This is a genomic window from Pseudonocardia zijingensis, from assembly GCF_042657305.1.
Taxonomy (GTDB): Bacteria; Actinomycetota; Actinomycetes; order Mycobacteriales; family Pseudonocardiaceae; genus Pseudonocardia; species Pseudonocardia zijingensis.
Map to the genome: position 1 here is coordinate 116557 of NZ_JBHSKO010000002.1, position 25206 is coordinate 141762.

Annotated in this window: 23 protein-coding genes; 13 read left to right on the top strand and 10 right to left on the bottom strand. The window is 73.7% G+C overall.

All coding sequences use genetic code 11. From position 1 onward, the window contains the following. The first annotated feature begins 30 nt into the window (after window positions 1-30). Window positions 31-2157 (top strand): DEAD/DEAH box helicase, encoded by a 2127-nt coding sequence (locus ACFPL3_RS04720; RefSeq protein WP_343942842.1) that lies wholly within the window; start codon window positions 31-33, stop codon window positions 2155-2157. A 3-nt stretch (window positions 2158-2160) separates the two neighbouring features. Here the strand turns inward: ACFPL3_RS04720 and ACFPL3_RS04725 are convergent, their stop codons facing one another. Next, a complete protein-coding gene (locus ACFPL3_RS04725; protein WP_343942843.1) occupies window positions 2161-3201 on the bottom strand; it encodes an NAD(P)-dependent alcohol dehydrogenase in 1041 nt (346 codons plus the stop codon). A gap of 84 nt (window positions 3202-3285) precedes the next feature. Between ACFPL3_RS04725 and ACFPL3_RS04730 the strand changes: the two genes are divergently transcribed. The 6 genes from ACFPL3_RS04730 to ACFPL3_RS04755 all read left to right on the top strand — a co-directional run bounded on the left by ACFPL3_RS04730 (window position 3286) and on the right by ACFPL3_RS04755 (window position 8638). Beyond that, window positions 3286-3873: a TetR/AcrR family transcriptional regulator gene (locus ACFPL3_RS04730; RefSeq protein ID WP_343942844.1), complete on the top strand. Its 588-nt coding sequence runs from the start codon at window positions 3286-3288 to the stop codon at window positions 3871-3873. Window positions 3874-3970: 97 nt separating this feature from the next. Beyond that, the gene (locus tag ACFPL3_RS04735) at window positions 3971-5167 is read left to right on the top strand and encodes an FAD-dependent monooxygenase (protein ID WP_343942845.1); all 1197 of its coding nucleotides are present in this window, start codon (window positions 3971-3973) and stop codon (window positions 5165-5167) included. Between the two features lie 16 nt (window positions 5168-5183). Next, window positions 5184-5918 carry a PIG-L deacetylase family protein gene (locus tag ACFPL3_RS04740; protein WP_343942846.1) on the top strand — a complete coding sequence of 245 codons (735 nt, stop codon included), beginning with the start codon at window positions 5184-5186 and terminating at the stop codon, window positions 5916-5918. Continuing rightward, the gene (locus ACFPL3_RS04745) at window positions 5915-6604 is read left to right on the top strand and encodes a 4-carboxy-4-hydroxy-2-oxoadipate aldolase/oxaloacetate decarboxylase (RefSeq protein WP_379588421.1); all 690 of its coding nucleotides are present in this window, start codon (window positions 5915-5917) and stop codon (window positions 6602-6604) included. Before ACFPL3_RS04740 ends, ACFPL3_RS04745 begins: the two co-directional genes overlap by 4 nt. Continuing rightward, window positions 6597-7667: a 4-oxalomesaconate tautomerase gene (locus tag ACFPL3_RS04750; protein ID WP_343942847.1), complete on the top strand. Its 1071-nt coding sequence runs from the start codon at window positions 6597-6599 to the stop codon at window positions 7665-7667. The genes ACFPL3_RS04745 and ACFPL3_RS04750 overlap by 8 nt, the downstream gene beginning before the upstream one ends. Then, window positions 7664-8638, top strand: coding sequence for a VOC family protein (locus tag ACFPL3_RS04755; protein WP_343942848.1), 975 nt, complete (start codon window positions 7664-7666; stop codon window positions 8636-8638). Before ACFPL3_RS04750 ends, ACFPL3_RS04755 begins: the two co-directional genes overlap by 4 nt. Before the next feature lie 9 nt (window positions 8639-8647). Here the strand turns inward: ACFPL3_RS04755 and ACFPL3_RS04760 are convergent, their stop codons facing one another. The 4 genes from ACFPL3_RS04760 to ACFPL3_RS04775 form a co-directional block, all read right to left on the bottom strand. Continuing rightward, entirely contained in the window at window positions 8648-9691 is a 1044-nt protein-coding gene (locus ACFPL3_RS04760) for a Bug family tripartite tricarboxylate transporter substrate binding protein (RefSeq protein WP_343942849.1), read from the bottom strand. A 22-nt stretch (window positions 9692-9713) separates the two neighbouring features. Further along, window positions 9714-10235 carry a tripartite tricarboxylate transporter TctB family protein gene (locus ACFPL3_RS04765; RefSeq protein WP_343942850.1) on the bottom strand — a complete coding sequence of 174 codons (522 nt, stop codon included), beginning with the start codon at window positions 10233-10235 and terminating at the stop codon, window positions 9714-9716. Then, on the bottom strand, window positions 10232-11749 hold the full coding sequence (locus ACFPL3_RS04770) for a tripartite tricarboxylate transporter permease (RefSeq protein ID WP_343942851.1): 1518 nt from the start codon (window positions 11747-11749) through the stop codon (window positions 10232-10234). The genes ACFPL3_RS04765 and ACFPL3_RS04770 overlap by 4 nt, the downstream gene beginning before the upstream one ends. 143 nt (window positions 11750-11892) lie before the next feature. Next, complete coding sequence (locus ACFPL3_RS04775) at window positions 11893-12585, bottom strand: TetR/AcrR family transcriptional regulator (RefSeq protein ID WP_343942852.1); 693 nt, start codon at window positions 12583-12585, stop codon at window positions 11893-11895. Window positions 12586-12688: 103 nt separating this feature from the next. Here ACFPL3_RS04775 and ACFPL3_RS04780 point away from each other — a divergent pair, with 103 nt between their 5' ends. The 4 genes from ACFPL3_RS04780 to ACFPL3_RS04795 are packed head-to-tail and all read left to right on the top strand — an operon-like array spanning window position 12689 to window position 17473. After that, complete coding sequence (locus ACFPL3_RS04780) at window positions 12689-13699, top strand: aldo/keto reductase (RefSeq protein ID WP_343942853.1); 1011 nt, start codon at window positions 12689-12691, stop codon at window positions 13697-13699. After that, window positions 13696-14304, top strand: a complete 609-nt coding sequence (locus ACFPL3_RS04785; protein ID WP_343942854.1) for a (2Fe-2S)-binding protein — start codon at window positions 13696-13698, stop codon at window positions 14302-14304. The genes ACFPL3_RS04780 and ACFPL3_RS04785 overlap by 4 nt, the downstream gene beginning before the upstream one ends. After that, window positions 14304-15272 (top strand): FAD binding domain-containing protein, encoded by a 969-nt coding sequence (locus ACFPL3_RS04790; RefSeq protein WP_343942855.1) that lies wholly within the window; start codon window positions 14304-14306, stop codon window positions 15270-15272. The genes ACFPL3_RS04785 and ACFPL3_RS04790 overlap by 1 nt, the downstream gene beginning before the upstream one ends. Next, a complete protein-coding gene (locus tag ACFPL3_RS04795) occupies window positions 15269-17473 on the top strand; it encodes a xanthine dehydrogenase family protein molybdopterin-binding subunit (protein WP_343942856.1) in 2205 nt (734 codons plus the stop codon). Before ACFPL3_RS04790 ends, ACFPL3_RS04795 begins: the two co-directional genes overlap by 4 nt. Before the next feature lie 14 nt (window positions 17474-17487). Here the strand turns inward: ACFPL3_RS04795 and ACFPL3_RS04800 are convergent, their stop codons facing one another. The 5 genes from ACFPL3_RS04800 to ACFPL3_RS04820 form a co-directional block, all read right to left on the bottom strand. Continuing rightward, entirely contained in the window at window positions 17488-18921 is a 1434-nt protein-coding gene (locus ACFPL3_RS04800) for an aldehyde dehydrogenase family protein (RefSeq protein WP_343942857.1), read from the bottom strand. Further along, entirely contained in the window at window positions 18918-20366 is a 1449-nt protein-coding gene (locus tag ACFPL3_RS04805) for an aldehyde dehydrogenase family protein (protein ID WP_343942858.1), read from the bottom strand. Before ACFPL3_RS04805 ends, ACFPL3_RS04800 begins: the two co-directional genes overlap by 4 nt. Beyond that, window positions 20363-21103: a class II aldolase/adducin family protein gene (locus ACFPL3_RS04810; protein WP_343942859.1), complete on the bottom strand. Its 741-nt coding sequence runs from the start codon at window positions 21101-21103 to the stop codon at window positions 20363-20365. The genes ACFPL3_RS04805 and ACFPL3_RS04810 overlap by 4 nt, the downstream gene beginning before the upstream one ends. A 164-nt stretch (window positions 21104-21267) precedes the next feature. Next, window positions 21268-22002: an IclR family transcriptional regulator domain-containing protein gene (locus tag ACFPL3_RS04815; protein WP_343942860.1), complete on the bottom strand. Its 735-nt coding sequence runs from the start codon at window positions 22000-22002 to the stop codon at window positions 21268-21270. A gap of 128 nt (window positions 22003-22130) precedes the next feature. After that, window positions 22131-23174 carry a Bug family tripartite tricarboxylate transporter substrate binding protein gene (locus ACFPL3_RS04820; RefSeq protein ID WP_343942861.1) on the bottom strand — a complete coding sequence of 348 codons (1044 nt, stop codon included), beginning with the start codon at window positions 23172-23174 and terminating at the stop codon, window positions 22131-22133. Window positions 23175-23364: 190 nt separating this feature from the next. Here ACFPL3_RS04820 and ACFPL3_RS04825 point away from each other — a divergent pair, with 190 nt between their 5' ends. Together ACFPL3_RS04825 and ACFPL3_RS04830 are read left to right on the top strand one after the other, a co-directional pair. Continuing rightward, window positions 23365-24537, top strand: coding sequence for a PQQ-dependent sugar dehydrogenase (locus tag ACFPL3_RS04825; RefSeq protein ID WP_343942862.1), 1173 nt, complete (start codon window positions 23365-23367; stop codon window positions 24535-24537). A 24-nt stretch (window positions 24538-24561) separates the two neighbouring features. Further along, complete coding sequence (locus ACFPL3_RS04830) at window positions 24562-25140, top strand: TetR/AcrR family transcriptional regulator (RefSeq protein WP_343942863.1); 579 nt, start codon at window positions 24562-24564, stop codon at window positions 25138-25140. Window positions 25141-25206 lie beyond the last annotated feature (66 nt).

Genomic DNA, 25206 nt, shown 5'->3' on the forward strand with positions numbered 1-25206 from the left:
GCCGTGCTGCGCGCCCAGGAGGAGGAGTCAGTGGCTCGACGAGGCCAGGCCCAGACCAGGGCTCGGCGCACCGTCCCGCGCGACCGGCGGCCCAGCCGCGGCCGCGAGGACGTCAACTCGGTGCTCGCCCGCGGCGTGCGCCAGGTCGAGGCGGCCCTGCGCAACGGCCGGGTCACGCCCGCCACGCGCACGAGGTTCCAGGCCGTCGCCCTGCTGCTGCGCGAGGAGCGCGCCCGCGTCCGGGCGCAGGAGGACATCAGCGAGGGGCGCCGGTCCGAGCAGCTCAAGCGCCTCGACGGGGTCGCCACGATCCTCGCGAAGAGCGCCGTGCGCGACTCCGGGCTGATGGCGCTCCTCGCCGAGGACGCCGTCGTCTCCGACGAGGCCCGGTCGCTCAAGCGGGAGATGCTCCGGGCCGCCGGCATCGAGCCGGTCGTCGAGGAGCCCCCGCCCGCGGCGCCCGCGGCCGCCACCGAGCACCGGTTCGTGCCGCCGTCGGTCGTCTCGCGGCAGCTGGCCAACCCGTTCCTCGCCCCCGACGTCGCCGCCGTGCGCCCGCGCACCCACCGCGCCACGCGGCTCGCCACGTGGGAGCTGATCGGCCCGCTGCTCAGCTCGTTCGAGCGTGCCGGCAGCGGGGCCGCGGCGTGCATGGATCTCCCCGAGCCGACGTCGCGGTTCACGCCGCGCGGCCGGGAACTCATGCCCCACCAGGGCCGGGTCGTGGCGGCGGCCGCGGCCGGGCACCGCACGTTCCTGCTCGCCGACGAACCGGGGCTCGGCAAGACGGCCCAGGCGCTGCTCGCCGCGGAGGCGGCCAACGCCTACCCGCTGCTCGTGGTCGTGCCGAACGTCGTGAAGACGAACTGGGCGCGCGAGGCCGGGATCTGGACCCCCCACCGCGCCACCACCGTCATCCAGGGCAACGGCGAGTCGATCGACGGGTTCGCCGACATCGTGGTGGTCAACTACGAGGTGCTCGACCGGCACGTCGGCTGGCTCGGCGACATCGGCCTGCGCGGCATGGTCGTCGACGAGGCGCACTTCATCAAGAACAAGACCTCCCAGCGCTCGCGCAACGTGCTCTCGCTCTCCGACCGGGTCCGCTCGTTCACCGCGCGCCCGCTGCTGATGGCCCTCACCGGCACGCCGCTGATCAACGACATCGAGGACTTCCGGGCGATCTGGCAGTTCCTCGGCTGGATCGACGAGAAGAAGCCGCTCCCGGAGCTGATGAACGCGCTCGACGAGAACGGCCTGACCCCCGCCGACCCCGGGTTCTACACCGCCGCCCGCCAGACGGTGGTCGACTTCGGCATCGTGCGCCGCCGCAAGGTCGATGTGGCCGCCGACATCCCCGCGCGCCGCATCGCCGACCTCCCCGTCGAGCTCGACGGTCCGGAGGGCCGGTCCATCCGGGCGGCCGAGCGCGAGCTGGCCCGCCGCATGGTGGCGCGCTACGAGCACGCGCTCGCCGCGCGCGACTCCGGTCCGGCCGTCGAGGGCATCGACCACGACCTGGTGCGCCAGGTGGCGCGGTGGGAGCAGAAGGACGCGGCCGAGGCCAAGTCCGGCGACAACGTCTTCACCATGATGCGGCGCATCGGCAAGGCCAAGGCGGGCCTCGCCGCCGACTACGCGGCCCAGCTGGCGCGCAGCGCGGGCAAGGTGGTGTTCTTCGCCAAGCACGTCGACGTGATGGACGCCGCGGAGCAGACGTTCGCCGAGCGCGGCATCCGCTTCTCGTCGATCCGCGGCGACCAGACGTCCACGGTGCGCCAGCGCAACATCGACGCGTTCACGAACGACCCGGACGTCGCCGTGGCGGTCTGCTCGCTCACCGCGGCGGGCGTGGGCATCAACCTGCAGGTGGCGTCCGACCTCGTGCTCGCCGAGCTCTCCTGGACGGCCGCGGAGCAGACGCAGGCGATCGACCGCAGCCACCGCATCGGCCAGTCGCAGCCCGTCACCGCCTGGCGCATCATCGCCGCGCAGACGATCGACGCCCGGATCGCCGAGCTGATCGACAGCAAGGCCGGGCTCGCCGCCCAGGCGCTCGACGGCTCGGACGAGGAGGTCGGGTCCTCGGCCGACGTGCAGCTCGAGGCCCTGGTCACCCTGCTCACCGAGGCGCTCATCGGCGAGCGCGCGGCCTGAGCGCTACGGCAGGTCCGACAGGTCCAGCACGAACCGGTACCGCACGTCGCCCCGCTCGAGGCGCTCGAGGGCCTCGTTGACCTTCCCCGAGGGGAGCACCTCGACGTCGGCGGTGACCCCGTTGCGCGCGCAGAACTCCAGCATGGCGGCGGTGGCGGCGAGGCCGCCGCTGCCGCCGGAGGTGAGCTTCTTGCGGCCCGCGAGCAGGTCGAAGGTCTCCACGGTGACCGGCCCGAGGTATCCGACCTGGGTGAGTGCGCCGTCCATCGCCACCAGCCGCAGGTAGGGGCCGAGGTCGTGCGGCGCGGAGATCGTGTCGATGATGACGTCGAACCGGTCGCGGGCGGCCGCCAACTGCTCGGGGTCCGTGGAGACGACGACGGCGTGGGCGCCGAGCCGGCGGGCGTCGTCGGCCTTGCCCGCCGTGCGGCTGATCACGGAGGTCTCGGCGCCGAGCGCCACGGCGAACTTGACCGCGAGGTGGCCGAGGCCGCCCAGCCCCGCCACCGCGACGCGCATGCCGGGCCCCACGCCGAGGGCGCGCAGCGGCTCCCAGACGGTGATGCCCGCGCAGAGCAGGGGTGCCGCGGCGGCCGGGTCGAGCCCGGCCGGTAGCGCGTGGGCGAACCGCTCGCGCACGACGTACTCGCGGGAGTAGCCACCGAGGGTGGTCGATCCGTCGTGGCGGTCGGTGCCGCCGTAGGTCAGCGTGGGGTACTCGTGGCAGAAGTTCTCCTGCCCGGCGCGGCACATGGCGCATACCCCGCACGAGTCCACGATGTTGCCGACGGCGACCGGGTCGCCCACGCGGAAGGCGGTGACGTCCGGCCCGACCTCGGTGACGACCCCGGTGAACTCGTGGCCCGGCACGACCGGGTCCGCGCCGGCGGCCCTGGCCTTCACGGCGTGCAGATCGGTGTGGCAGACCCCGCAGTGGTCGACCCGCACCGCGATGTCCTCGGGGCGCAGGTCGCGCCGCTCGAGGGGCACCTGCCGCAGCGCCGTGCCCGTGCCGTCGGCGCGCCATCCGGCCGTGGTCCTCATCGGTACTCCTTCAAACAGACTGTTCTGTCTGTTCGACCGTAGCACGCGCGGCAGACCAACCATTCTGTTCACTACGCTGCACCCATGCCCGAGCAGCCCGTGACCGCCCGTGGCGCCGCGACCCGCGAGCGGATCGTCGAGGTGGCCACCCGGGAGTTCGCCGAGCACGGCATCGCCGGAGCCCGCATCGAACGCATCGTGGCCGCGGCCCGCACCAACAAGGCCCAGCTCTACGGGTACTTCGGCAGCAAGGAAGGGCTCTTCGACGCGATCTTCAACTGCTCGCTCGACCGGATCGTGAACGTCGTGCCGATCGACGCGGGCGACCTCCCGGGCTGGGCTGTGCGCCTCTACGACGAGTACCTGCGCCGGCCCGACCTGATCCGGCTCGCCACCTGGGCGCGCCTGGAGCGGCGTCCCACCGGCCCCCTCGTCGAGGACGGCGGGCAGCGCACCGACCCCAAGCTCCACGCCATCGCCGAGGCGCAGGCCGCAGGCCTCGTGCGGCCCGGTGATCCGTTCGACGTGATGGCCATGGTGATCGCGATGTCGATGGCGTGGTCGCCGGTCAGCAACGTCTACGCCGCCACGGCCGAGGAGCCGCCGGAGCTGCACCAGCGGCGCCGCGACCTGCTCCGCGAGTGCGTCCGGCGCGCCGTGACCACCGGCTGAGACCCTCACCCACCCCTCCCGCACCGCCGTTGACACACCCCTCGGACCGGCCGTACTGTTCTGTGCCGAAGACTTTTCGTATAACGAAAGGACGCCGATGGGCGGGAAGCTCAGGGTGGCCGTCGTGGGCGGTGGGATCGGCGGGCTCGCAACAGGACTCGCCCTGCACCAGCGCGGGATCGACGTCACCGTCCACGAACAGGCAACAGCGCTCGGGGAGGTCGGGGCAGGCGTGCAGGTGACGCCGAACAGCCTGCGGCTCCTCGACCGCTTCGGGCTCGGTGACGCGCTGCGGCAGCTCGGCGTGGTGCTCGACCCGCGGCACTCGATGTACTACCGGATGGACGGCACGCCGATCGCCCCCGTGCTCACCACCGATTCGACCGGCCGCAACCCCATCTACGGGATGCACCGGGCCGACCTGGTGGACGTGCTCGCGGGCGCGATCCCGGCCGGGGTGGTCCGCACCGGCCACCGGTGCACCGGGCTGCGCCAGTCGGAGGACGCGGTCGAGCTCGAGTTCGGGAGCGGCGCACCGGTCACGGCCGACGTGGTCGTCGCCGCCGACGGCATCCACTCGTCGCTCCAGCGGCACGTGGTGGAGCCGGCCCTCCCGGTGAACTCGGGTTCCGTCGCCTACCGGGGGCTCCTGCCCGCCGACGTGGTGCCGTCGTGGCCCACCGACCGGTTCGAGCTCTGGATGGGAGCGGGCAAGCACCTGCTGGTCTTCCCCGTGCGCGCCGGCACGCTGATCAACTACGTGGCGTTCGTCCCGAGCGGCGAGCGGGCCGAGGAGTCGTGGTCGGCGCCGGGCGACCCGGCCGTCCTCGCGCAGGCGTTCCGCGGTTGGGACCCCCGCATCCAGGAGCTGCTGGCGGCGGTCCGCAGCACGTTCTGGTGGGGCCTGTACGACCGGGAACCGCTGCGCCGGTGGACGAACGGCCGGGTGACGCTCCTCGGCGACGCCGCGCACCCGATGCTGCCCCACCTCGGCCAGGGCGCGAACCAGTCCATCGAGGACGCGATCGCCCTGTCCATCGTGCTGGCCGACGCCACGCCGGAGACGGCGCCGGAGCGGCTGCGGGAGTACGAGGCCCTGCGTCACCCCCGCACGTCCGCGGTGCAGGCCGGGGCGCGGGCGAACGGCCTGCGCTACGACTCGCGGTACGAGGACCTCAGCGTCCGGGATGCCGAGCTCGACGGCGTGCGCACCTTCCGCCTCTCGCTCTACGACTACGACGTCGAGCGCGCGGCGCTGGACGCCCGCTCGGCCCTGCAGACCGCGGCCGACTGACCCGGGAGGGACCGATATGACCGACGCAGGACCGATGCTGGTGGTCTGCGCGCACCCCGGCGACTTCGTCTGGCGGGCCGCCGGCGCCATCGCCCTCGCCGTGGCCGAGGACCGGCAGGTGACGATCGTGTGCCTCAGCTACGGCGAGCGCGGCGAGTCCGCCAGCCAGTGGCGGGCGGGCAAGGGCCTCGACGAGATCAAGGCGGTGCGCCGGGACGAGGGGCAGCGCGCGGCCGACGCGCTCGGCGCGAAGATCGAGTTCCTCGACGCGGGCGACTACCCGCTCGTCGAGACCGCCGCGCTGCTCGACGAGCTCGTGCGGATCTACCGGCGGATCGCCCCGTCCGTGGTGCTCACGCACGCGGTCGAGGACCCCTACAACGCCGACCACCCCGTGGCGGCGGCCATCGCCCGCAAGGCGCGCATCCTCGCGCAGGCCCCCGGCGTGGCCCCGGGCACCGGCGACGTGCTCGGGGCGCCCCCGGTGTTCTGCTTCGAGCCGCACCAGCCCGAGATGTGCGGCTTCCGGCCCGACGTCCTGCTCGACATCACGCCCGTGTGGGACCGCAAGCGGGCGGCGATGGAGCAGCTCGCGGCGCAGGGGCACCTCCTGGAGTACTACACCGACCTCGGACGGCGCCGCGGTGTGCAGGCCCGCCGCAACAGCGGCCCCAACCTCGGGCTGCCCGCCGACAGCTACGGCGAGGCGTACCAGCGGGTCTTCCCGCTCGTCACCCGGACACTGGCGTGAGCGCGCACGTGGTGGTGCGGTCCGGTGCGGGACCGGCGGCCGAACCGGTGCGGCAGCTCGAACGCTCCGGCGTGGCGACCGTGCACGAGGCGATGGGCCGCACCGGGCTGCTCGGCACGCAGGTGCGGCCGCGGCAGGTGGGCGCGTCCGTCGCAGGCCGCGCGGTGACGGTGTCCTGCCAGCCCGGCGACAACCTGATGCTGCACGCCGCCGTGGAGCAGTGCCGCGCCGGCGACGTCGTGGTGGTGGCCACGACCTCGCCGTCCACCGACGGGATGTTCGGCGACCTCCTCGCGGTCTCGTTGATGGCGCGCGGGGTGCGCGGGCTCGTCAGCGACGCGGGCGTGCGCGACGTCGCCGCCCTGCGCGCCATGGGCTTCCCGGTCTGGTCGCGGGCCGTGAGCGCCCGGGGCACGGTCAAGGCGACGCCCGGCTCGGTCAACGTCCCGGTCGTCTGCGGGGGTGGGCTCGTGCGTCCCGGTGACGTGGTCGTCGCCGACGACGACGGCGTGGTGGTGGTGCCCCTCGGCCGGGAGGCGGAGGTCGCGCGCAGGGCGCGGGAGCGGGAGGAGGCCGAGGTGGCCAAGCGGGAGGCGCTGCGCTCGGGCGTGCTCGGGCTCGACATGTACGGGCTGCGGCCGCTGCTCGAGCACCTCGGAGTGACCTACGTGGACGCCGATGAGTAGCGGCCTGCCCTGCATGCTGCTGCGGGGCGGCACGTCGAAGGGCGCCTACTTCCTCGCATCCGACCTCCCCGCGGAGCCGACCGAGCGCGACGAGCTGCTCCTGCGGCTGATGGGTTCGCCCGACCCCCGCCAGATCGACGGGATCGGCGGTGGGCACCCGCTCACCAGCAAGGTCGCCGTGGTCTCCCCCTCCCCCGACCCGCGCGCCGACGTCGACTACCTGTTCCTGCAGGTCGCGGTCGACCGGGCCGTCGTGTCCGACCGGCAGAACTGCGGGAACGTCCTCGCGGGCGTCGGCGCGTTCGCCGTCGAGCGCGGGCTCGTGCCCGCCGCGGAGGGCAGCACCCGGGTGCGCGTGCGCATGGTCAACTCCGCGTCCCTCGCGACGCTGACCTTGCACACGCCGGGGCGGACCGTGCGCTACGCGGGCGACGCGACGGTCGCGGGGGTCCCGCGCAGCGCCGCGCCGGTGCTGATCGAGTTCAGCGACACGGCCGGTTCGGCCACCGGCAGCCTCCTGCCGACCGGGCAGCGGCTGGACCGGGTGCAGGGCCTCGAGGTGACCTGCATCGACAACGGCATGCCGGTCGTGGTGCTGCGGGCCGCCGATGTGGGCCGCACCGGCGCCGAGTCGCCCGCCGAGCTCGAGGCCGACCGCGAGCTCGCCGCGCGCCTGCGCGACCTGCGGCTCGAGGCGGGCGAGCGGATGGGGCTCGGAGACGTCACCACCGCGACTGTGCCGAAGATCTGCCTGGTCGCGCCGCCCGCCGCGGGCGGGACCGTGGCCACCCGCACGTTCATCCCCGAGCGCGTGCACGCCTCGATCGGCGTGCTCGGCGCCGTCACCGTCGCCACGGCCGTGGCGCTGCCCGGCACCGTCACCGCGGGTGTCGCGGGTGACCCGGGCCCGGAGGGGCGTGTCCGCGTCGAGCACCCGAGCGGCGTCACCGACACCGTCGTGCGCGTGGACGACGCAGGACACCCGACGAGCTCAGGGCTCGTCAGCACCGCACGCAAGCTGTTCGACGGAATCGTGTTCCCGTACGAGGAGGACCACCGATGACGCACACCGGGAGCCAGGGCTTCGTGGAGCGCAGCAGGGACATCGCGCACGTCGGCTCCGTGGAGCTGTTCAGCCCGGTGCCGCAGGAGACCGTCGCGTTCTTCCGCGACCTCATGTCGATGAGGGTGGTGCACTCCGCGGGCGGGTCCACCTACCTGCACGCGTGGGACGACTACGAGCAGTGGACGATCAAGGTGACGGGCGGCGCGCAGGCCGGCGTCGGGCGCACGTACCTGCGGGCCGCGAGCCCGGCCGCGCTGGAACGCCGGGTGGCCGCGATGCAGGACCGCGGGGTGTCCGGGCGCTGGGTGCAGGACGAGTGGGCGCTGGGCCGCGTGTGGGTGGGCACCGACCCCGACGGCCACGAGCTCGGCCTGTACTTCGACACGGAGTGGTACACCCCCGGCGACGACGACCGGCCGTCGCTGAAGAACCAGGCCTCCCGGCTGCCGCTCGGCGGCACGCGCGTGCGCCGCCTCGACCACGTCAACTACCTCGCGGCCGACATCCCCGGGGTGTGCGAGTTCCTCGAGGCGGCGATGGGCGGCCGGATGACCGAGCGGATCGTGCTGGACGACGGCACCACCGCCGCGGCCTGGTACACGTTCTCGGACAAGTCCTACGACCTCGTCTACACCGGCGACTGGGTGCCGGGGGCGTCGGGCCGGCTGCACCACGTGGCGTTCGCGACCGACACCCGCGAGGACATCCTGCGTGCCGCCGACCTGTTCCTCGACAGCGGCGTGCACATCGAGACGGGCCCCCACAAGCACGCCATCCAGCAGACCTTCTTCCTCTACGTGTGGGAGCCGGGTGGCAACCGCGTAGAGCTGTGCAACGCCGCCGCCCGGCTCGTGCTCGCCCCCGACTGGGAGCCGGTCACCTGGACCCAGTCGGAGCGCGCGAAGGGTCAGGCCTGGGGCCTGAAGACGATCGAGTCGTTCCACACGCACGGCACGCCCGTGCTCTGACCTGCTCGGTCAGGAGGCGGTCCGGTAGGCCTCGCGCAGCAGCTGCCGGAACTGCTCGGACACGCCGTCGATCCGGGTCACCACGCCCTCGAGGTCGGCGCCGGACGCGTAGCCGATGGCGCGCCGCTGCTGCTGCGCCGCGGCCACGGTCTGCGGGTTCGTCGCCGCCCGGGTGTAGGCATCCCGCAGGCAGGTGAGCGTCTCGCGGGCGATGCTCGCGGGTGCCACCAGCGGGCGGCCGAGCTCGTTGAGGGTCAGGAGCGCCTCGAGCAGCGCGGCCTGGTCGGGCTGCAGGGCCATCTCCCCCGCGGCAGGCGCATCGGGGGCGATCTCCGTGCGTTCCCGGGTGACGTTGAGGACGGGCACGAGCTCGCCGGACTCGATCGCCCCGCGCCGGTCGTCGACCGGGCCGGTCAGGCCGTTGATGTCGCCCTGCAGGAGCGCGAGCCGCGCCTCGCTCTGGCCGGGGAACCCGGTGACGATCCGCCCGTCCAGGCCGAACGCCTCGATGAGGACCGTCGCGGTGACGTAGTCGGCGCCGCCGGGACCGGTGGAGCCGAAGCGGAAGTCCTCGGCGGCCAGGACGTCGTCCCAGGTGCGGTGGACGCCGTCGGGCGACCGGACGAGGACGGTGTCCTCGGTGGCGACGCGGCCGATGTAGGCGAGGTCGGTGAGCGCGAAGCTCGCACCCTCGGCCTCGCCCAGCACCGACGCCGCGGCACCGGTGCCGTTCATGATCGCGATCTGGGTGCCGTCCGCCGGCCCGTTGACCAGCCGGTTGATCGCCAGGAGACCGCCCGCGCCGGGCCGGTTCTCCACGATCACCTGGGCGTTCAGCTCTGCGCCCAGCGGGTCGGCGACGATCCGGGCGGCCGTGTCGAAGCCCCCGCCGGGGCTGAACGGGACGACCAGCGTGATCGTCTCGCCCTCGAGCGCCGCGCAGCCGCCACCGCCCCCCGCGGACTCCGGGCTGCCGATCGTGCACGCCGTCAGGCACGCGAGCGACGCGACGGCGGCGGCGAGCGTCCGGGGGGACGCCGGTGTCCTGGACATGGTCGAACCTCTCGTCGGGGGGTCAGGCGAAGCGGATGAAGCCCTGCGGCACGGGGACGTGGACGAACCAGCGGAACGAGGCGAGCAGCACGAGCACGAGCACGGCCGCGTAGACCGCCGAGAACAGCCAGCTGCGGCGGCCGCAGAACCGCAGGTAGGCGAGCGCGAAGACGCCGCTGGCGGTGAACAGGCCGTAGGCGAGGAGCAGCAGCAGGTAGCCCGCCACCCAGCCCAGGGCCCGCAGCCACTCGCGGGTGCCGGCGGTGGCGAAGACGTACTCGCCGTCGTCCGGAGCGGCGCCCGCGTCGTCGCCTGCCGGTTCGGGCACGGACGCGCGGCGCCGCCACAGCACCGTCACGAGCACGGCGAGCGCGAACAGCACACCCGCCCCGGAGGCCATGCGGGGGAACCGCGCGGCCGCCTCCGGCCAGGAGAAGGTCACGGCGAAGGCGATCGCGCACAGGACGAGGGCGGCGGCGGCGATGGCGACGTCGGGGCCGATCGCCTGCCGGGCCGGGGTGCGGGTCACGTCGGTGGTGGTCACGCGTTGCGCTCCATCTCACGAGGCTCGGCGGGCTCCGCGCGCTGGGCGCGCCTGCGTCCGGCCCGGATGCCGAAGACGATCGAGGCCACCCCGATCAGCGCCAGCACGAGCACGCCGGGACGGGTCACCCACGAGGTGCCGAACAGGGTGGTCGACAGGTTCAGGTACTCCTCGCCCAGCCCGCCGAGCACCACGGCGAGCAGGAACGGCACGCGCGGCCAGCCCCACCGGATGCAGGCCACACCCACCCCGGCGGCGCACAGCATCACGAGGATGTCGCCGTAGCTGTTGGTGGCCGTGAAGGCGCCCACGAGCAGCAGCAACAGCAGCCCGGGCACCAGCACGGGCCCGGGGACCCTGGTCAGCAACGTCAGCGGGCGCGCGAGCGCGACGGCCAGCGCGACCGCGATGATGTTGGAGACGATCATGATCCACACCATCGAGAACGTCACGTGCAGGTTCTCGTCGAGCATCTCCTGGCCCGGGTTGAGCCCGAGGATCATGAAGCCGCCCAGGAGCACCGCGGACGACGCCCCGCTGGGGATGCCGAACGCGATCGTCGGGATGAGGGATCCGGCGTCGCGGGCGTTGTTGGTGGCCCCGGCCGCGACCACCCCGTCGATCGCGCCCTTGCCGAACAACTCCGGGTTCTTCGACGCCTGCCGGGCCTGCCCGTAGGCGATCCACTGCGTGACGGTGCCGCCGACGCCGGGCAGGCTGCCCACGCCCACCCCGATCGCGGCCGACCGGACGACCACGCTCCAGTGCCGGAAGGCGTCGCGGACGCCGGCCAGAGTCCCGGTGAGCCGCGCGGGGCCGGCCGGAGCCGAGGCGATGCTCTTCTTGCTCAGCATGATCTGCAGGACCTCGGCGCCGCCGAAGAGCCCCACGACGAGCGGCACGATGTTCACGCCGTCCCACAGGTAGAGCTGATCGCCCGTGTAGCGCGGGATGCCCAGCTGCGGGTCGATGCCGATCGTGGCGACCAGCAGCCCGAGGGACACCATCACGAAGCCCTTGAGCATCGCGCCGCTGGACAACGTGATCACGAACGTCAGGCCGACGACGGTGAGCATGAAGAACTCGGGTGGCCCGAACGCCAGCACGACGGGCCGGATGATGCTGATCGTCAGCGCCAGTACGACGGCACCGACGATCGCCCCGATCGCCGAACTGGACAACACCGCGCCGAGCGCGCGCCCGCCCTGCCCCTTCCGGGTGAGCGGGTAGCCGTCGAGCACCGCGGCGGCGGACGTCGCCTCGCCGGGCACACCGAACAGGACCGAGGTGATGTCGCCCGCGGTCGAGGTCACCACCCACATGCCCAGCAGGAACGCGAAGCCTTCGACCGGGCTCATCCCGAACGTGAACGGCAGCATCAGCGCCAGGGCCACGGGACCGCCGAGGCCGGGGAGGATCCCGACGACGAACCCGATCGCGATCCCCAGCAGCATCACCGCGAACGTTCGCAGGTCCAGGATCCCGGCGAGGCCGGCGACGATCGCCTCGAGCATGGCCACCTCACGGAGTCGACTGCGCTGTCGCGAGTTTTCGCTAAGCGAATAGTTTTCAGTCCGCTCAGCGAACCACGGCCCCCGCACGGGAGTCAAGGGGGCGCGAACGCCCCCGCGCAGGTCGAACCGGGGTCGCGCCCCGCTCAGGCGCCGGCGGCCGCGACCCGGTCCAGCCACTCCCGCAGAAGCCCGCGCTCGGCATCGGTGAGCGGCGCCAGGTCGTCCAGCTGCGCCCGCAGGGTCACCGCCGCGGGGACGGATCCCGCACCGTCGCCTGCCGGCCCGTCAGTGGTGATGGCGGCGATCACGGACTCCCGGGCGAACCCGGACAGCCCGGGATCCCGCTGCTCGGGCGGCATCCCGATCAGCGTGAGCGTGACGCCACGGCCCGTGGAGTGCACCAGGTTCGCAGCCCGCTCCTCCCCCACGCGCAGCCGCCCCGCCTCGGCGACGCGCCGGATCATCCCCGCGAGCACGGCGGCGGACCGGCGCTGGGCAGGCGACTCGGCACCCGGCCGCACCTCCCCGAAGACCAGGGCGTACAGGGCGGGATGCTCCAGCCCGAAGCCCACGTGCAGGTCCCACCCGCGCCGCAGGTCGTCCACCGGGTCCGGATCGCGCTCGCGGGTGGTCTTGCTGTGCAGGTACTCGGCGATCCCGTGGCTCGCGACGGCGTCGAGCAGGCCCTGCTTGTCGCCGAACAGGCGGTAGATCGTGGGGGCCTGCACGCCCGCTGCCGCGCTCACCGCCCGCGTGGACACCGCCTCGCGCCCGCCCTTGGCCAGCAGCTCGACAGCGGCTTCGACGATGCGCTCACGGGTCGACCTCGCGTCCATGCTTCCAACGATAACACCCAACCGTTAGCGCTAGTTGCGTTAGCGACGGAAACGTGCTTACGTTAACGGCGGAAGCAGTACTCACCACCCGAGGAGCGCCACGATGGACACCCGCACGCTCGGCACCCACGGCCCGAAGGTCTCCGCACTGGGGCTCGGCGCCATGGGCATGTCCGACCTCTACGGCCCGGCCGACGAGGCCGAGAGCATCGCCACGATCCACGCGGCGATCGACGCCGGCATCAACCTGATCGACACCGGAGACTTCTACGGCTCCGGCCACAACGAGATGCTGATCCGCGACGCACTGCGCGACCGCAACCGCGACGACGTCGTGATCAGCGTCAAGTTCGGCGGCAGGCGCACCCCCGATGGCGCCTTCCAGCCCGTCCCGCCCGACACCGACCCCGCCGCCGTCAAGGACCGGCTCGCCTTCACCCTGCGCAGGCTCGGCACCGACCACGTGGACGTCTACCGGCCCGCCCGGCTCAACCCGAACGTCCCGATCGAGGACACCGTGGGTGCCATCGCCGAGATGGTCCAGGCCGGCTACGTCCGCCACGTCGGGCTCTCCGAGGTGGGCGCGGAGACCCTGCGCCGGGCGGCGGCCGTGCACCCGATCTGCGACCTGCAAATCGAGTACTCCCTGCTCTCCCGCGGCATCGAGGCCGAGATCCTGCCCACGGCCCGTGAGCTCGGCACCGGCATCACCGCCTACGGGGTGCTCTCCCGCGGCCTGCTCTCCGGCCACTGGACGCCCGACCGCACGCTCACCGGGGCTGACTTCCGCGCCCACGTGCCCCGCTTCCAGGGCGAGAACCTCGCGGCCAACCTCGCCCTCGTCGACGCGCTGCGCTCCGTCGCCGACCGGCTCGGGGCCATGGTCGCGCAGGTCGCCATCGCGTGGGTCGCCTCCCGCGGCACCGACATCGTGCCGCTCGTCGGCGCCCGGCGCCGCGATCGCCTGCAGGAGTCGCTCGCCGCCACCGACGTCGTGCTGGGCGCCGACGACCTCGCGGCGATCGAGGCGGCCGTGCCCGCGGGCGCCGCCGCGGGCCACCGGTACCCCGAGCAGCTCATGGCCGGACTCGACAGCGAGGCGAACCGGTCGTGACCACGTCCCCCGGCGAGGCACCCGCGTTCGAGATCAGCAGGCGGACGGTCCTGAAGGCGGGTGCCGTCGGCACGGCCGTCGCGGCGCTCCCCGTCACGGCGTGCTCGGCGGCCCCCGCCCCGGTCCCGCCCACCTCCGGGCCGCGGGAGGTCGCCCTGCGGATCAACGGCGAGGTCCGCACGATCGACGTGGAACCACGCGTCACCCTGCTGGACGCCCTGCGCGAGCGGATCGGGCTGACCGGCACCAAGAAGGGGTGCGACCGCGGCGAGTGCGGCTCCTGCACGGTGCTGGTCGACGGCCGGCGGGTGACGTCCTGCCTGGCGCTGGCCGTGATGCAGGACGGCCGCGACGTCACGACCGTCGAAGGGCTCGCCGCCGATGGCGAGCTGCACCCGGTCCAGGCGGCGTTCGTCCGGCAGGACGCCCTGCAGTGCGGCTTCTGCACGCCCGGGCAGGTCATGTCGGCCGTCGCGGTCATCGAGGAAGGGCACACGTCGTCCGACGACGAGATCCGCGAGTGGATGAGCGGCAACCTCTGCCGGTGCAGCTGCTACCCGAACATCGTGGCCGCGGTTCGCGAGGCCGCGCAGGAGGTGCGCTGATGCGGGACTTCGCGTACGCGCGCGCGGCCGGGCCGCAGGAGGCGGTGCAGCTCGCCGCCCCGCCGCACGCCCGGTACGTCGCGGGCGGGACCGATCTGTTGAACCTGATGAAGGACGGCGTGCAGGAACCCGATCTTCTCGTCGACGTCGGCGCCCTCGACCTGGCCGGCGTGCAGTCGTCGCCGGAGGGGGTGCGCATCGGGGCCACCGCGCGGATGAGCGACGTCGCCGCCGACCCGGCGGTGACCGCCATCCCGGTGCTGGCCGAGGCGCTGCTCGCCGGGGCGTCCCCGCAGGTCCGCAACATGGCCTCGATCGGGGGGAACCTGCTGCAGCGCACCCGCTGCTGGTACTTCCGCGACGCCACCGCGCCCTGCAACAAGCGCGCGCCCGGCAGCGGCTGTCCCGCGCTCGACGGGGTCAACCGGTGGCACGCGGTGCTCGGGGGCAGCGAGCACTGCATCGCCGTGCACCCGTCCGACCTCGCCGTGGCGCTCACCGCCCTGGACGCCACCGTGAACACCCTGCGCGGCGACGGCGAGCGCAGCATCCCGGTGGGCGAGTTCTACCTGCTACCCGGCAGCACCCCCGACCGGGAGACCGCGCTGCACCCGGGAGAGCTCATCACGAGCGTCGACGTGCCGACCCCCGGCCGCGGCACGTGGTCGCGCTACCTGAAGCTGCGGGACCGGGCGACGTTCGAGTTCGCCGTGGTCTCGGTCGCCGCGGTGGTCCGGCTCGCCGGCGGCGTCGTCCGGGAGGCGCGGCTCGCCTTCGGCGGGATCGGCACCCGGCCGTGGCGCTCGCCCGAGGCGGAGGCCGCCCTCGTCGGCCGACCGCTGACCGCCGCCACCGCGCAAGCGGCCGGACGGGCGCTGGTCCGCGACGCGGTGCCCCGCAGGCACAACGCCTTCAAGGTGGACCTCGTGCAGCGAGCGCTCACGCAGCTCCTCGGAGGTGTGCGATGACCTCGATGGTCGGACGCCCGATCGCCCGGCTCGACGGCGAAGCGAAGGTCACCGGCGCCGCGCGGTACGCCGCGGATGCGCAGGTCGCCGGCGTCACCCACGGCACGCTGGTGATGAGCACCGTCGCCCGCGGCCGGATCACCCGGATCGACGTCCGCGCGGCCGAGGCGGCGCCGGGGGTGCTCGCGGTGCTCACCCACCGCACGTCACCGCGGCTCGCCCTCCCCGCCGCCGACCTCGCCACGGCCTTCTTCCAGCGGTTCCTCCCGATGCAGGACGACCTCGTCCGACACGCCGGGCAGCCCGTGGCCCTCGTCGTGGCGGGCACGCTCGAGCAGGCTCAGCACGCCGCAGCCCTCGTCACCGTCGAGTACGCGGCCGAGCAGCCCGCGGTGGACCTCGACGACGCCTTGCCCACCGCCTTCGTGCCACCGCCCACCCCGGTCGAGCACAACGACGTCGTCCGCGGCGACCCGGACGCCGGGTTCGCCGCGGCGCACGTCGTCGTCGACGCCGAGTACCGCACGCCGCTGCAGCACCACAACGCGCTGGAACCCTCGGCGACGATCGCCCGGTGGGAGGGCGACCGGCTCACCGTCCACGAGTCGGCGCAGTACGTCGTGGCCACGCGGAACGCGCTCGCGCAGGCGTTCGGGCTGCCACCGGAGAACGTCCGGGTGATCTCCCCGTTCCTCGGCGGCGGGTTCGGCTCCAAGGGCCCGGTCTGGCCGCACACCCTGCTGACCGCCGCCGCGGCCCGCCACGTCGGTCGGCCGGTGAAGCTCGTGCTGACCCGGGCGCAGACCTACACCTCCCACGGCCACCGGGCCGCGACGCACCAGCACCTGCGGGTCGGCGCCGATCGCGACGGGCGGCTGACCGCGATCGAGCACGTCCTCACCCAGCACGTGTCGCGCACCGACACGTTCATGGGCAACGGCTCCGAGCCGACGCGGATGCTCTACGCCGTCCCGAACCTGCGCTCCACCCAGCGGGCGGTGCCGCTGGACCTGCCGACGCAGAGCTTCGTCCGCTCCCCGGAGACCGCAGCCGTCCACGCGCTGGAGTCGGCGCTGGACGAGGTGGCCGTCGCGCTGGGGGTCGACCCGGTGGAGCTGCGGATCCGCAACCACTCCGCGGTCAACCAGGACACCGGCGTGCCGCACGGGAGCAACCACCTCGTCGAGTGCTACCGCCGCGGCGCCGAGGCGTTCGGGTGGGCAGGCCGGGACCAGCGCCCCGGCGCGATGCGCGACGGCGGCGCCCTGGTGGGCTGGGGCATGGCCACCGCGGCGCACACCGCGGGCAACCGGCCCGGCGCGGGAGTGCGGGTCACCCTCGGCCCGGACGGCACCGCGACCGTGCAGTGCGCCACGCACGACATCGGCACCGGCACCTACACGGTGATGACGCAGGTGGCCGCGGACACCCTGGGCATGCACCTGCACACGGTGTCCTTCGAGCTGGGTGACACCGACTTCCCACCGGCGTTCGGGTCCGCGGCCTCCTCGACCGTGCCCGCGGTCGGGGCGGGCGTGGTGCGGGCGTGCACGCAGGCGCGCGACCGCGCCGTCGCTCTGGCGGTCGGCGACCCCGGCTCGCCCCTGCACGGCCTGGCGCCCGACCAGGTCGGAGCGGCCGAGGGGCACCTGTTCGCCACCGGCATGCCGTCGCGGCGCATCAGCTACCGCGACCTGATGGGGCACCACGGCAGGGCGGAGGTGCTCACCAGCTCGCCGGCCCCCGCGCCGCTGGGCTACTCGACCGGCGCGGTGTTCGCCGAGGTCCACGTCGATCCCGCGGTGGGGCGGGTGCGGGTCACCAGGGTGGTCGGGGTGTTCGACCCGGGCCGGGTGCTCAACCACCAGACCGCGCGCAGCCAGGCCGTGGGCGGGGTGATCTGGGGTATCGGTGTGGCCCTGACCGAGCACACGCTCCTCGACCCGCACCTCGGGCGGATCGTCACGCCGAACCTGTCGGGTTACCTGGTGCCGGTGACCGCGGACGTCCCCGAGATCGACGTGAGCTTCATCGACGAGCCCGACCCGGCCAGTCCGGCCCTCGGTGCCCGGGGCTTCGGCGAGACCCCCTCGACCGGGGTGACCGCGGCGATCGGCAACGCCGTGCACCACGCCACCGGACGGCGCATCCGGGACCTGCCGATCACCCAGGACAAAGTCCTGGCCCCGCCCGCGACCTGACGGGGTTCCGCGGGTCAGGGCGCGAGGTAGACGTGCTTGACCTCCTGGAACTCGGCCAGGCCGCCGGGGCCACCGAGCCGGCCCAGCCCGCTGTGCTTGTAGCCGCCCTCCTCGAAGCGGTCGACGATCCGCGCCCAGTCGTTGATCCAGACCGTGCCCGCGGGGAGGGCGGCCGCGAGGCGCTGAGCCCGGGCGCCGTCGCGCGTCCAGACCGACGCGGCGAGGCCGTAGCGGGTGGCGCCGGCCCGGTGGACCGCGTCGTCCTCGTCGTCGAACAGCTCGACGGTCGCGACGGGCCCGAAGACCTCCTCCTGCACGAGCGGCGAACCGAGGTCCTGCACCGCGAGCAGGGCCGGCCGGAAGAAGGAGCCGAGGCCGGGCGTCGGGCCACCGCGCAGCAGCGGTTCGGCGCCGTCGGCGCGCGCGATGAACCCCTCGACGCGGCGCACGGCGGCGTGGTCGATCAGCGGGCCGAGCTGGGTCGCGGGCTCGATGCCCGGGCCCAGCACGGTCGCGGCGAGCGCGTCGCGCAGCCGCACGCACAGTTCGTCGGCGATCGGCCGCTGCACCAGGATGCGGCTCCCGGCCATGCAGAACTGCCCGGCGAAGCGGGTGACCCCCGCGACGAGGGCGGGCACGGCGACGTCGAGGTCGGCGTCGGCGCACACGATCATGGGTGTCTTGCCGCCCAGCTCGAGCGACACCCGCTTGAGCCGGGCACCCGCCGCGGCCATGATCTGCGCCCCGACCGCCGTGCTGCCGGTGTAGCTGACCACCGCGATCCTCGGGTCGGCGACCAGTTCCCGCGCCGCGCCGTCCCCGGACTCCGTGACGACGTTCAGCACACCCGGCGGCAACGCGGGCACGCCCGCGAGCACCTCGGCGAGCAACACGCCCGTCAAGGCCGTCTGGGCCGGCATCTTCACCACCGCGGTGCAGCCCGCGGCGAGGGCGGGGGCCAGGCTGCGGATCGCAAGGATCACCGGCGAGTTCCACGGCACGATCACCCCTGCAGGCCCGACCGGCTCCTTCACCAGCATCGAGACGGATCCGGTGGGCGAGCGCGCCGCCGTGCCGAGGTCGGTGAGCGCGAGCCCCGCGTGGTAGCGCAGCTTGCCCGCCGAGCGCGTGACCTCCCCGGTGGCCTGCCCGATGGGTTTGCCGTTCTCCAGGGTGAGTGCGGTCGCCAGGCGCTCGGCGTTCCGGTCGAGGGCGTCGGCGAGCTCCCACAGCACGCGGGCCCGCAGCTCGTGGTCGGTGCGCCATCGGCCACGCGCGAACGCGCCGGCGGCGGCGTCGATCGCGGCACGGGCGACCTCGGCTCCCCCGTCGTGGAACACGCCGAGCTGCTCGTCGGTGGCCGGGTCGTGCGACGCGGCGAGGTCGCCATGGGCCAGCCACTCGCCCCCGACGAGGTGCCGCGCCCGGGCCGGTGAGAAGACGGTCATGCCGGGAAGGTGAGGATCAGGCTCTTCTCCCTGGTGAAGCTCAGCGCCTCGCCGAGGCAGGCCTCACGGCCGAGCCCGCTGTGCTTGTAGCCGCCGAACGGGACGCCGACCGGCCGGGCGCCGGCCGCGCCGTTGATCCACACCGTGCCGGCCTCGACGGCGCGGGCGATGCGGTGCACGGCGGAGAAGTCGTTGGTCCAGATGTTGGCTGTGAGGCCGTACTCCACGCCGTTGGCGAGCGCGATCGCCTCGGCCTCGTCGCGCCAGGTCATGATCGAGATGACCGGCCCGAAGATCTCCTCGTTCGCGATCCGCATGTCCGGGGTGACGTCGGTGAACACCGTCGGTGCCACGTAGAAGCCGCGGTCGAGACCCTCGGGCCGCCCGCCGCCGGTGAGCAGCCGGGCGCCCTCGGCCTTGCCGATCTCGATGTAGCCCAGCACCCGCTCGTGGTGCTCGCGGAAGCACAGCGGGCCGATCTCCACGTCGTCGTCGCGCGGATCGCCGATGCGCAACCCGCCGATGATCTCCAGGACCCGCTCGGTGAGCTCCTCGGCGATCGAGTCGTGCACGAGGATCCGGGAGGTCGACTGGCACGACTGTCCGGTGGAACGGCGCAGGCCCATGCCGGCGACCGCCGCCTGCGCCGCCGCCTCGACGTCGACGTCCGGGCAGACGATCATCGGGTTCTTGCCGCCCAGCTCCAGCGACACGTGCTTGATGTGCTCCGCGGCCGCGCGCAGGATCGCCCGCCCGGTGGGCACTCCTCCGGTGAACGAGATCCGCGGGACGCCCGGGTGCTCGACGAGCGGAGCGCCGACGCCGACCCCGGTGCCGGTCACGACGTTGAGCACCCCGGGCGGCAGCACGTCCTGGGCGAGCTCGGCGAACCGCAGGGCCGACATCGAGGTGTGCTCCGAGGGCTTGAGCACCACGGTGTTGCCCGCGATCAACGGGGCCGCGACCTTCGTGACGGCGAACTGCAGCGGGTGGTTGTACGCGGTGATCCGCCCCACCACCCCGTACGGCTCGCGGTAGGTCTGCCCGAACTGCTGGGCCGTCCACGGCACGGTGTCGCCCTTGAGCTCGCCGCCGAGCCCGGCGTAGTAGCGGACCTCCTCGACGGCGCGGCGGACGTCGCCCCGCATGCCGCTGACCGGGTTGCCGCCGTCGACCGCGTCCATCATCGCGAGCTCGTCGACGCGCTCCTCGAGGCGGCGGGCCAGCTCGCGCAGCAGCTCACCGCGGTCGAGCCAGGACCGGCCGGCCCAGGCGGGCGCGGCATCGGCCGCCGCCTCCACGGCGACGGCCACGTCCTTCGGACCACCGGCCGGGATCGTGGCGATCCGCTTCTCGGTGGCGGGGTCGACGACGGGCAGGGTGGCGCCGTCGGAGGCGGGCACCCACTGCCCGCCGATGCTCATCCTCAGGTCGGTGTCGTTCACGGTGCTCCCTGTCCGTCGAGGAGGTGTCCACATCCGGCGCGCTCCGCCCAGGCGTTCCAGCCCCGGCGCATGGCGGGCGAGTCCGGGTCGTACGCGCGCCGCGCCGCGATCTCGCCGTCGGTCAGCGCCACGACCTCGCCACCGGCGGCAGCGGCGATCGTCTGCACCTGGGCGTTGCGGCCCAGGTAGACGCACATGCGCACGGTCATCACCAGCGACCGGCCCGCGGCCGCGAAGCCGTGGCCGCGCATGAGCACGACGCTGTGGTCGCCGAGCCTGCGGGCCAGCGACTTCCCCATCTCCTCGGAGCGGACGAGCATGTCCGTGTCGTCGCCGAACTCCTCGCGGATGTCCCACCGCGGGATGTGCGAGCCGATGTCGCTGGCGTCGTGGACGACGGCGCGCAGCGGCACGTCCGTGATCGTGTAGGGGAGGACGGCCGCCGTGTGGCCGTGGACCACGGCCCCGACCTCGGGGCGCGCGGCGTAGACGGCACCGTGGATGAAGCGTTCGAGGTAGGGCGGGCGGTCGTCGGACACCGCCGTGCCGTCGAGGGTGAACTCGACGATGTCGTCGGGGGTCACGTGCTCCGGCCCGAGCGAACGCGACAGCAGGTAGCGCTGCGGATCGTCGGGGTGGCGGACACTCACGTGCCCGTACGCGTCGAGCACGCCTTCGTTGGCCAGTACCCGGTTGGCGATCACCAGATCGCGGACCGCGCGGTCGAGGACGGACATGCAGCTCCTGCAGCTCGGTTTCGCTATTCGAAGAACTTGCGGATTTGGAATCTAACAGAGGGGCTCGGCAGGGGCAAGCGGTTGACCTGCGCGTTCACGAGCGCAGACACGAGAGCGCCGCCGGCGGGAGTTGCCGGCGGCGCGTCAGGGAACGCGGAGGAGCGTCAGAGCATCTGGCCGAGCCGGGCCGCCGCCTGCTGCATCACGGGGACGTGCCGCTCCCGCAGCTCCTCCAGCGGGGTCCGGCTCGCGAGCACGGCGAGGCTCAGCGCGGCGTGGGTCCGGCCAGCCACGTCGACCACCGGCACGGCGACCGTGCGGATCCCGACCTCGAGCTCCTCGTCGGTGAACGACACCCCGGACTCGCGCACCGCGAGGATGCGCCTGCGGATCTCGGCGACGTCGGTGACCGTGTTCGGCCCCGTGCGCTCGGGTTCGCACCCCTCGAGGTGGCGGTCGATCTCGTCATCGGGGAGGGCCGAGAGCAGCAGCCGCCCGGTAGCGGACGCGTGCGCGGGCAGCCGGGCGCCCAGGCGCACGTTCATGGTGACGATGCGCTGCGACTCCACCCGGGCCACGAACGTGACGTACGAGCCGTCGAGCACCGCCAGCGACGCCGACTCCCCGAGCTCGTCGCGCACCGCCTCCAGGTGCGGCTGGGCCAGCACCGGCAACTGCGCGCTGCCGCTGTAGGAGCCGCCGAGGCGCTGCATCCGGGGTGTGGGCCGGAAGAACTTGCCGTCGTGGCTGACGTACCCGAGTTCCTGCATCGTGAGCAGGCACCGGCGGGCCGCCGCCGGCGTGATGCCCGCCGCCTCGGCCGCGGTGGAGACCGTGAGCGTCGGATGGGTCTCGTCGAAGGCCTCGATGATCCGCAGCCCCTTGGCGAGCCCGGCCATCACCTCCGCCCGCTCACGCAGGGGAGCAGGCCGAGCACCATCCGCAGATTCGGACACACTTCGTTATACGAAAACCGGGGCGGGCCTGTCAAGGAATCCCGCGATCTTCGACAGTACCGGCGACCGCGTCACGACCGGCCGAGCGCCTCCCGCAGGATCCCGACGAACTCCGGGGGCAACGCCTCGATCCGGCCGATCACCGCGTCGAGCTCCTGGCCGGAGGCGTACCCGATCCGGCGGCGCTGGTCGGCGGCCCGCGCCACCACGGCGGGATCCTGGGCGACGGCGGCGAACGCCGTTCGCAGGCACTCCAGCGTGCCCGGCTCGATGCCGGCCGGACCCACCAGCGGCCGCCCGAGCTCGTTGAGGGTCAGCAGCGCGTCGAGCAGGCTCCGCTGCTCCGGGCGCAGGTCGAGCTCGCCGATCGCCGGGGCGTCCGGCGCCACGTCCGCGCGCTCGGGGGTGATGGACAGGATCGGCACCACCTCACCCGACTCGATCGGCGACCTGCGGTCGTCGGCCGTGCCGATCAGGCCGTCGATGTTGCCCTGCAGCAACGCGAGCATGGCTTCGCTCTGCCCGGGGAAGCCGGTGACGATCCGGCCCCGCAGTTGGAAGGCCTCGATGAGCAGGGTGGCCGTGGCGTAGTCGGTGCCGCCCGGACCGGTCGAGCCGAAGCGGAAGTCGTCGGACGCCAGCGCGTCGGACCAGGTGCCGCCCTGCGGCGACGTCACGAGCAGGGTGTCCTCCTGGGCGACCCGGCCGATGTAGGACAGGTCGCGCAGCGCGAAGTCCGCCCCCTCGGCCCCGCCGAGCACCGAGGCCGCAGCCCCCGTGCCGCTCATCAGGGCGAGCTGCGTGCCGTCGGCCGGCGCGTTGACGAGCCGGTTGACGGCCAGCAGCCCGCCGGCGCCCGGCCGGTTCTCCACGATGACCTGCGCACCCAGTTCGCCACCCAGCGGCTCGGCGATGACGCGCGCGAGCGTGTCGAACCCGCCACCCGGGCTGGCGGGGGCGACGAGCGTGATGGTCTGCCCCTCCAGCGCCGCGCACCCGTCGGCCGGCTCCGTGCCGGCCTCCGGAGCGCCGATCGCGCAGCCCGCCGGTGCCGCGACTGCTGCCAGTGACACCGCCACCGCCATGGCCCGGTGCGACCAACTCGTGCGAGGCATGGAGCAACCCTTCCGTCGACGATGACGTGCTTTCGCTAAGCGAAAAGCTTTCGCCTATCTAGGCAACCATGACGCCCCACGCGGCGTCAAGCTCCGCTGCTTATCACTGATAACAGTCTTGCGTTAGCGACTGTGATACCGTTGATATCGCCAGCTTGTTTCCACTGGAAGCACCGGATGGGACCCCGTCGTGACCACGAATCGACTCCGCACCGCGGCAGCCCTCGTCGCGCTCTCACTCGCCGCGGCATGCGCCACCACGCCCGCCGCCGGCCGCAACTACCCCGACGACGACAGCGCGCCCGCGGTCAGCCCGGTGGTCCCGCCGGTGACGGCCCCGCCGCGGGAGCCGATGACCCCGGTCGAGGTCGCGACGCCCGGGCCGGTCACCGAGGTGGCGTCGGGACTGCGGATGCCGTGGGGGCTGACGTTCCTGCCCGACGGGTCGGCGCTGGTCTCGAGCCGCGACTCGGGGGAGATCAGCCACGTCCCGGCAGGTGGCGGGCCGGCGTCGCTCGTCGGCACGGTGCCCGGTGTCACGGCGAGCTCCGAGGGCGGCCTGCTGGGGCTGGCCGCCTCCCCCGGCTTCATCACCGACCGCACCGTGTACGCCTACGTGTCCGCCGCCCCCACCAACCGGGTCGTGGCGCTGCGGATCGCCGTGGACCTCCGCTCGCTGGCCGTCGAGCGGGTCGTCCTCGACGGGATCGGCACCGCCGACCGCCACCACGGCGGCAAGCTGGTGTTCGACCGGGACGGCCACCTCTGGATCGGCACCGGTGACGCGTTCGAGGGCAGCCGCTCCCCCGACCGCGACTCGCTCAACGGGAAGGTGCTGCGCATCCGGCCGGACGGCTCACCGGCTCCGGGCAACCCGCTCGGCACCGCGGTGTTCTCGCTCGGGCATCGCAACGTGCAGGGCATCACCTTCGGCCCGGACGGCACGGTGTACGCGTCCGAGCTGGGCCACCGCACGTGGGACGAGGTCAACGTGTTGCGCCCCGGAGCGGACTACGGGTGGCCGGACGCCGAAGGGGTCGAGGGCGGCACCGGGGAACCGCCGCTGTTCGCCCTGCACCCGGACGAGGCCTCGCCGTCGGGCATCGCCTTCGCCCGCGACTCGCTCTGGATGGGTGCGCTGTCCGGGCAGCGGCTCTGGCAGCTCCCGGTGCAGGACGGGCAGGCCGCGGGTGCGCCGGTGCCGCACTTCGTCGGCGAGCACGGCCGGATCCGAGCGGTCGAGGTGGCGCCGGACGGCGCGCTGTGGATCGTCACGTCCAACACCGACGAGGCGACCTGGGGCGGCACCGACCCGCGTCCCGGCGACGACCGCATCCTCCGCGTCGCGCTCTCCACGCCCTGACCGGCGGGCTACCCTGGGCACCCGATGAGCCGACCGCAACCCGCGCCCCAGCCCGCGACGCAGCGTGCCCGGCGGTCCGACGCCACCGAGAACCGGGAGCGCATCCTCCACGCCGCGCGGGGCCTGCTCCAGGAGAACGGCGACGTGGCGATGGCGGCCGTGGCCCGGCGGGCCGGCGTCGGCCAGGCCACGCTCTACCGCAACTTCACCAGCCGCGAGGCCCTCATCATGGAGGTCCACCGCGCGGACGTCGGGGAGCTCGCACTCGCGGCGGGCGAGCTGGTGCGCACGCGCCCGCCGTGGGGCGCCCTCGAGGAGTGGCTGGTGCGGCTGGCCGACTTCGGCCGGATCAAGCGGGGCATGACCGACGCCCTCCAGGCCGCCACCCTCGCCGAGCTCGCCACCGAGGGCTACGGGCCGATCATCGACGCCATCGACGAGCTGCTGCGGGCGTGCCGCGCCGACGGGCGGCTGCGCGAGGGCGTCGACGCCCGCGACGTGCTGCTCCTCGTGGGCTTCCTGTGGCGGATGGGACCTGACGAGTGGCCGGACCGCGCGCAGCGGCTGCTGCGCGTGGTGCTCGCCGGCCTGCGCACCGGCTGAGGGCAATGGCGTGCATCCCGGGCGGGCGGGTACTCCGCCCGGGATACCTCGCTGTCCGCGAGGTGG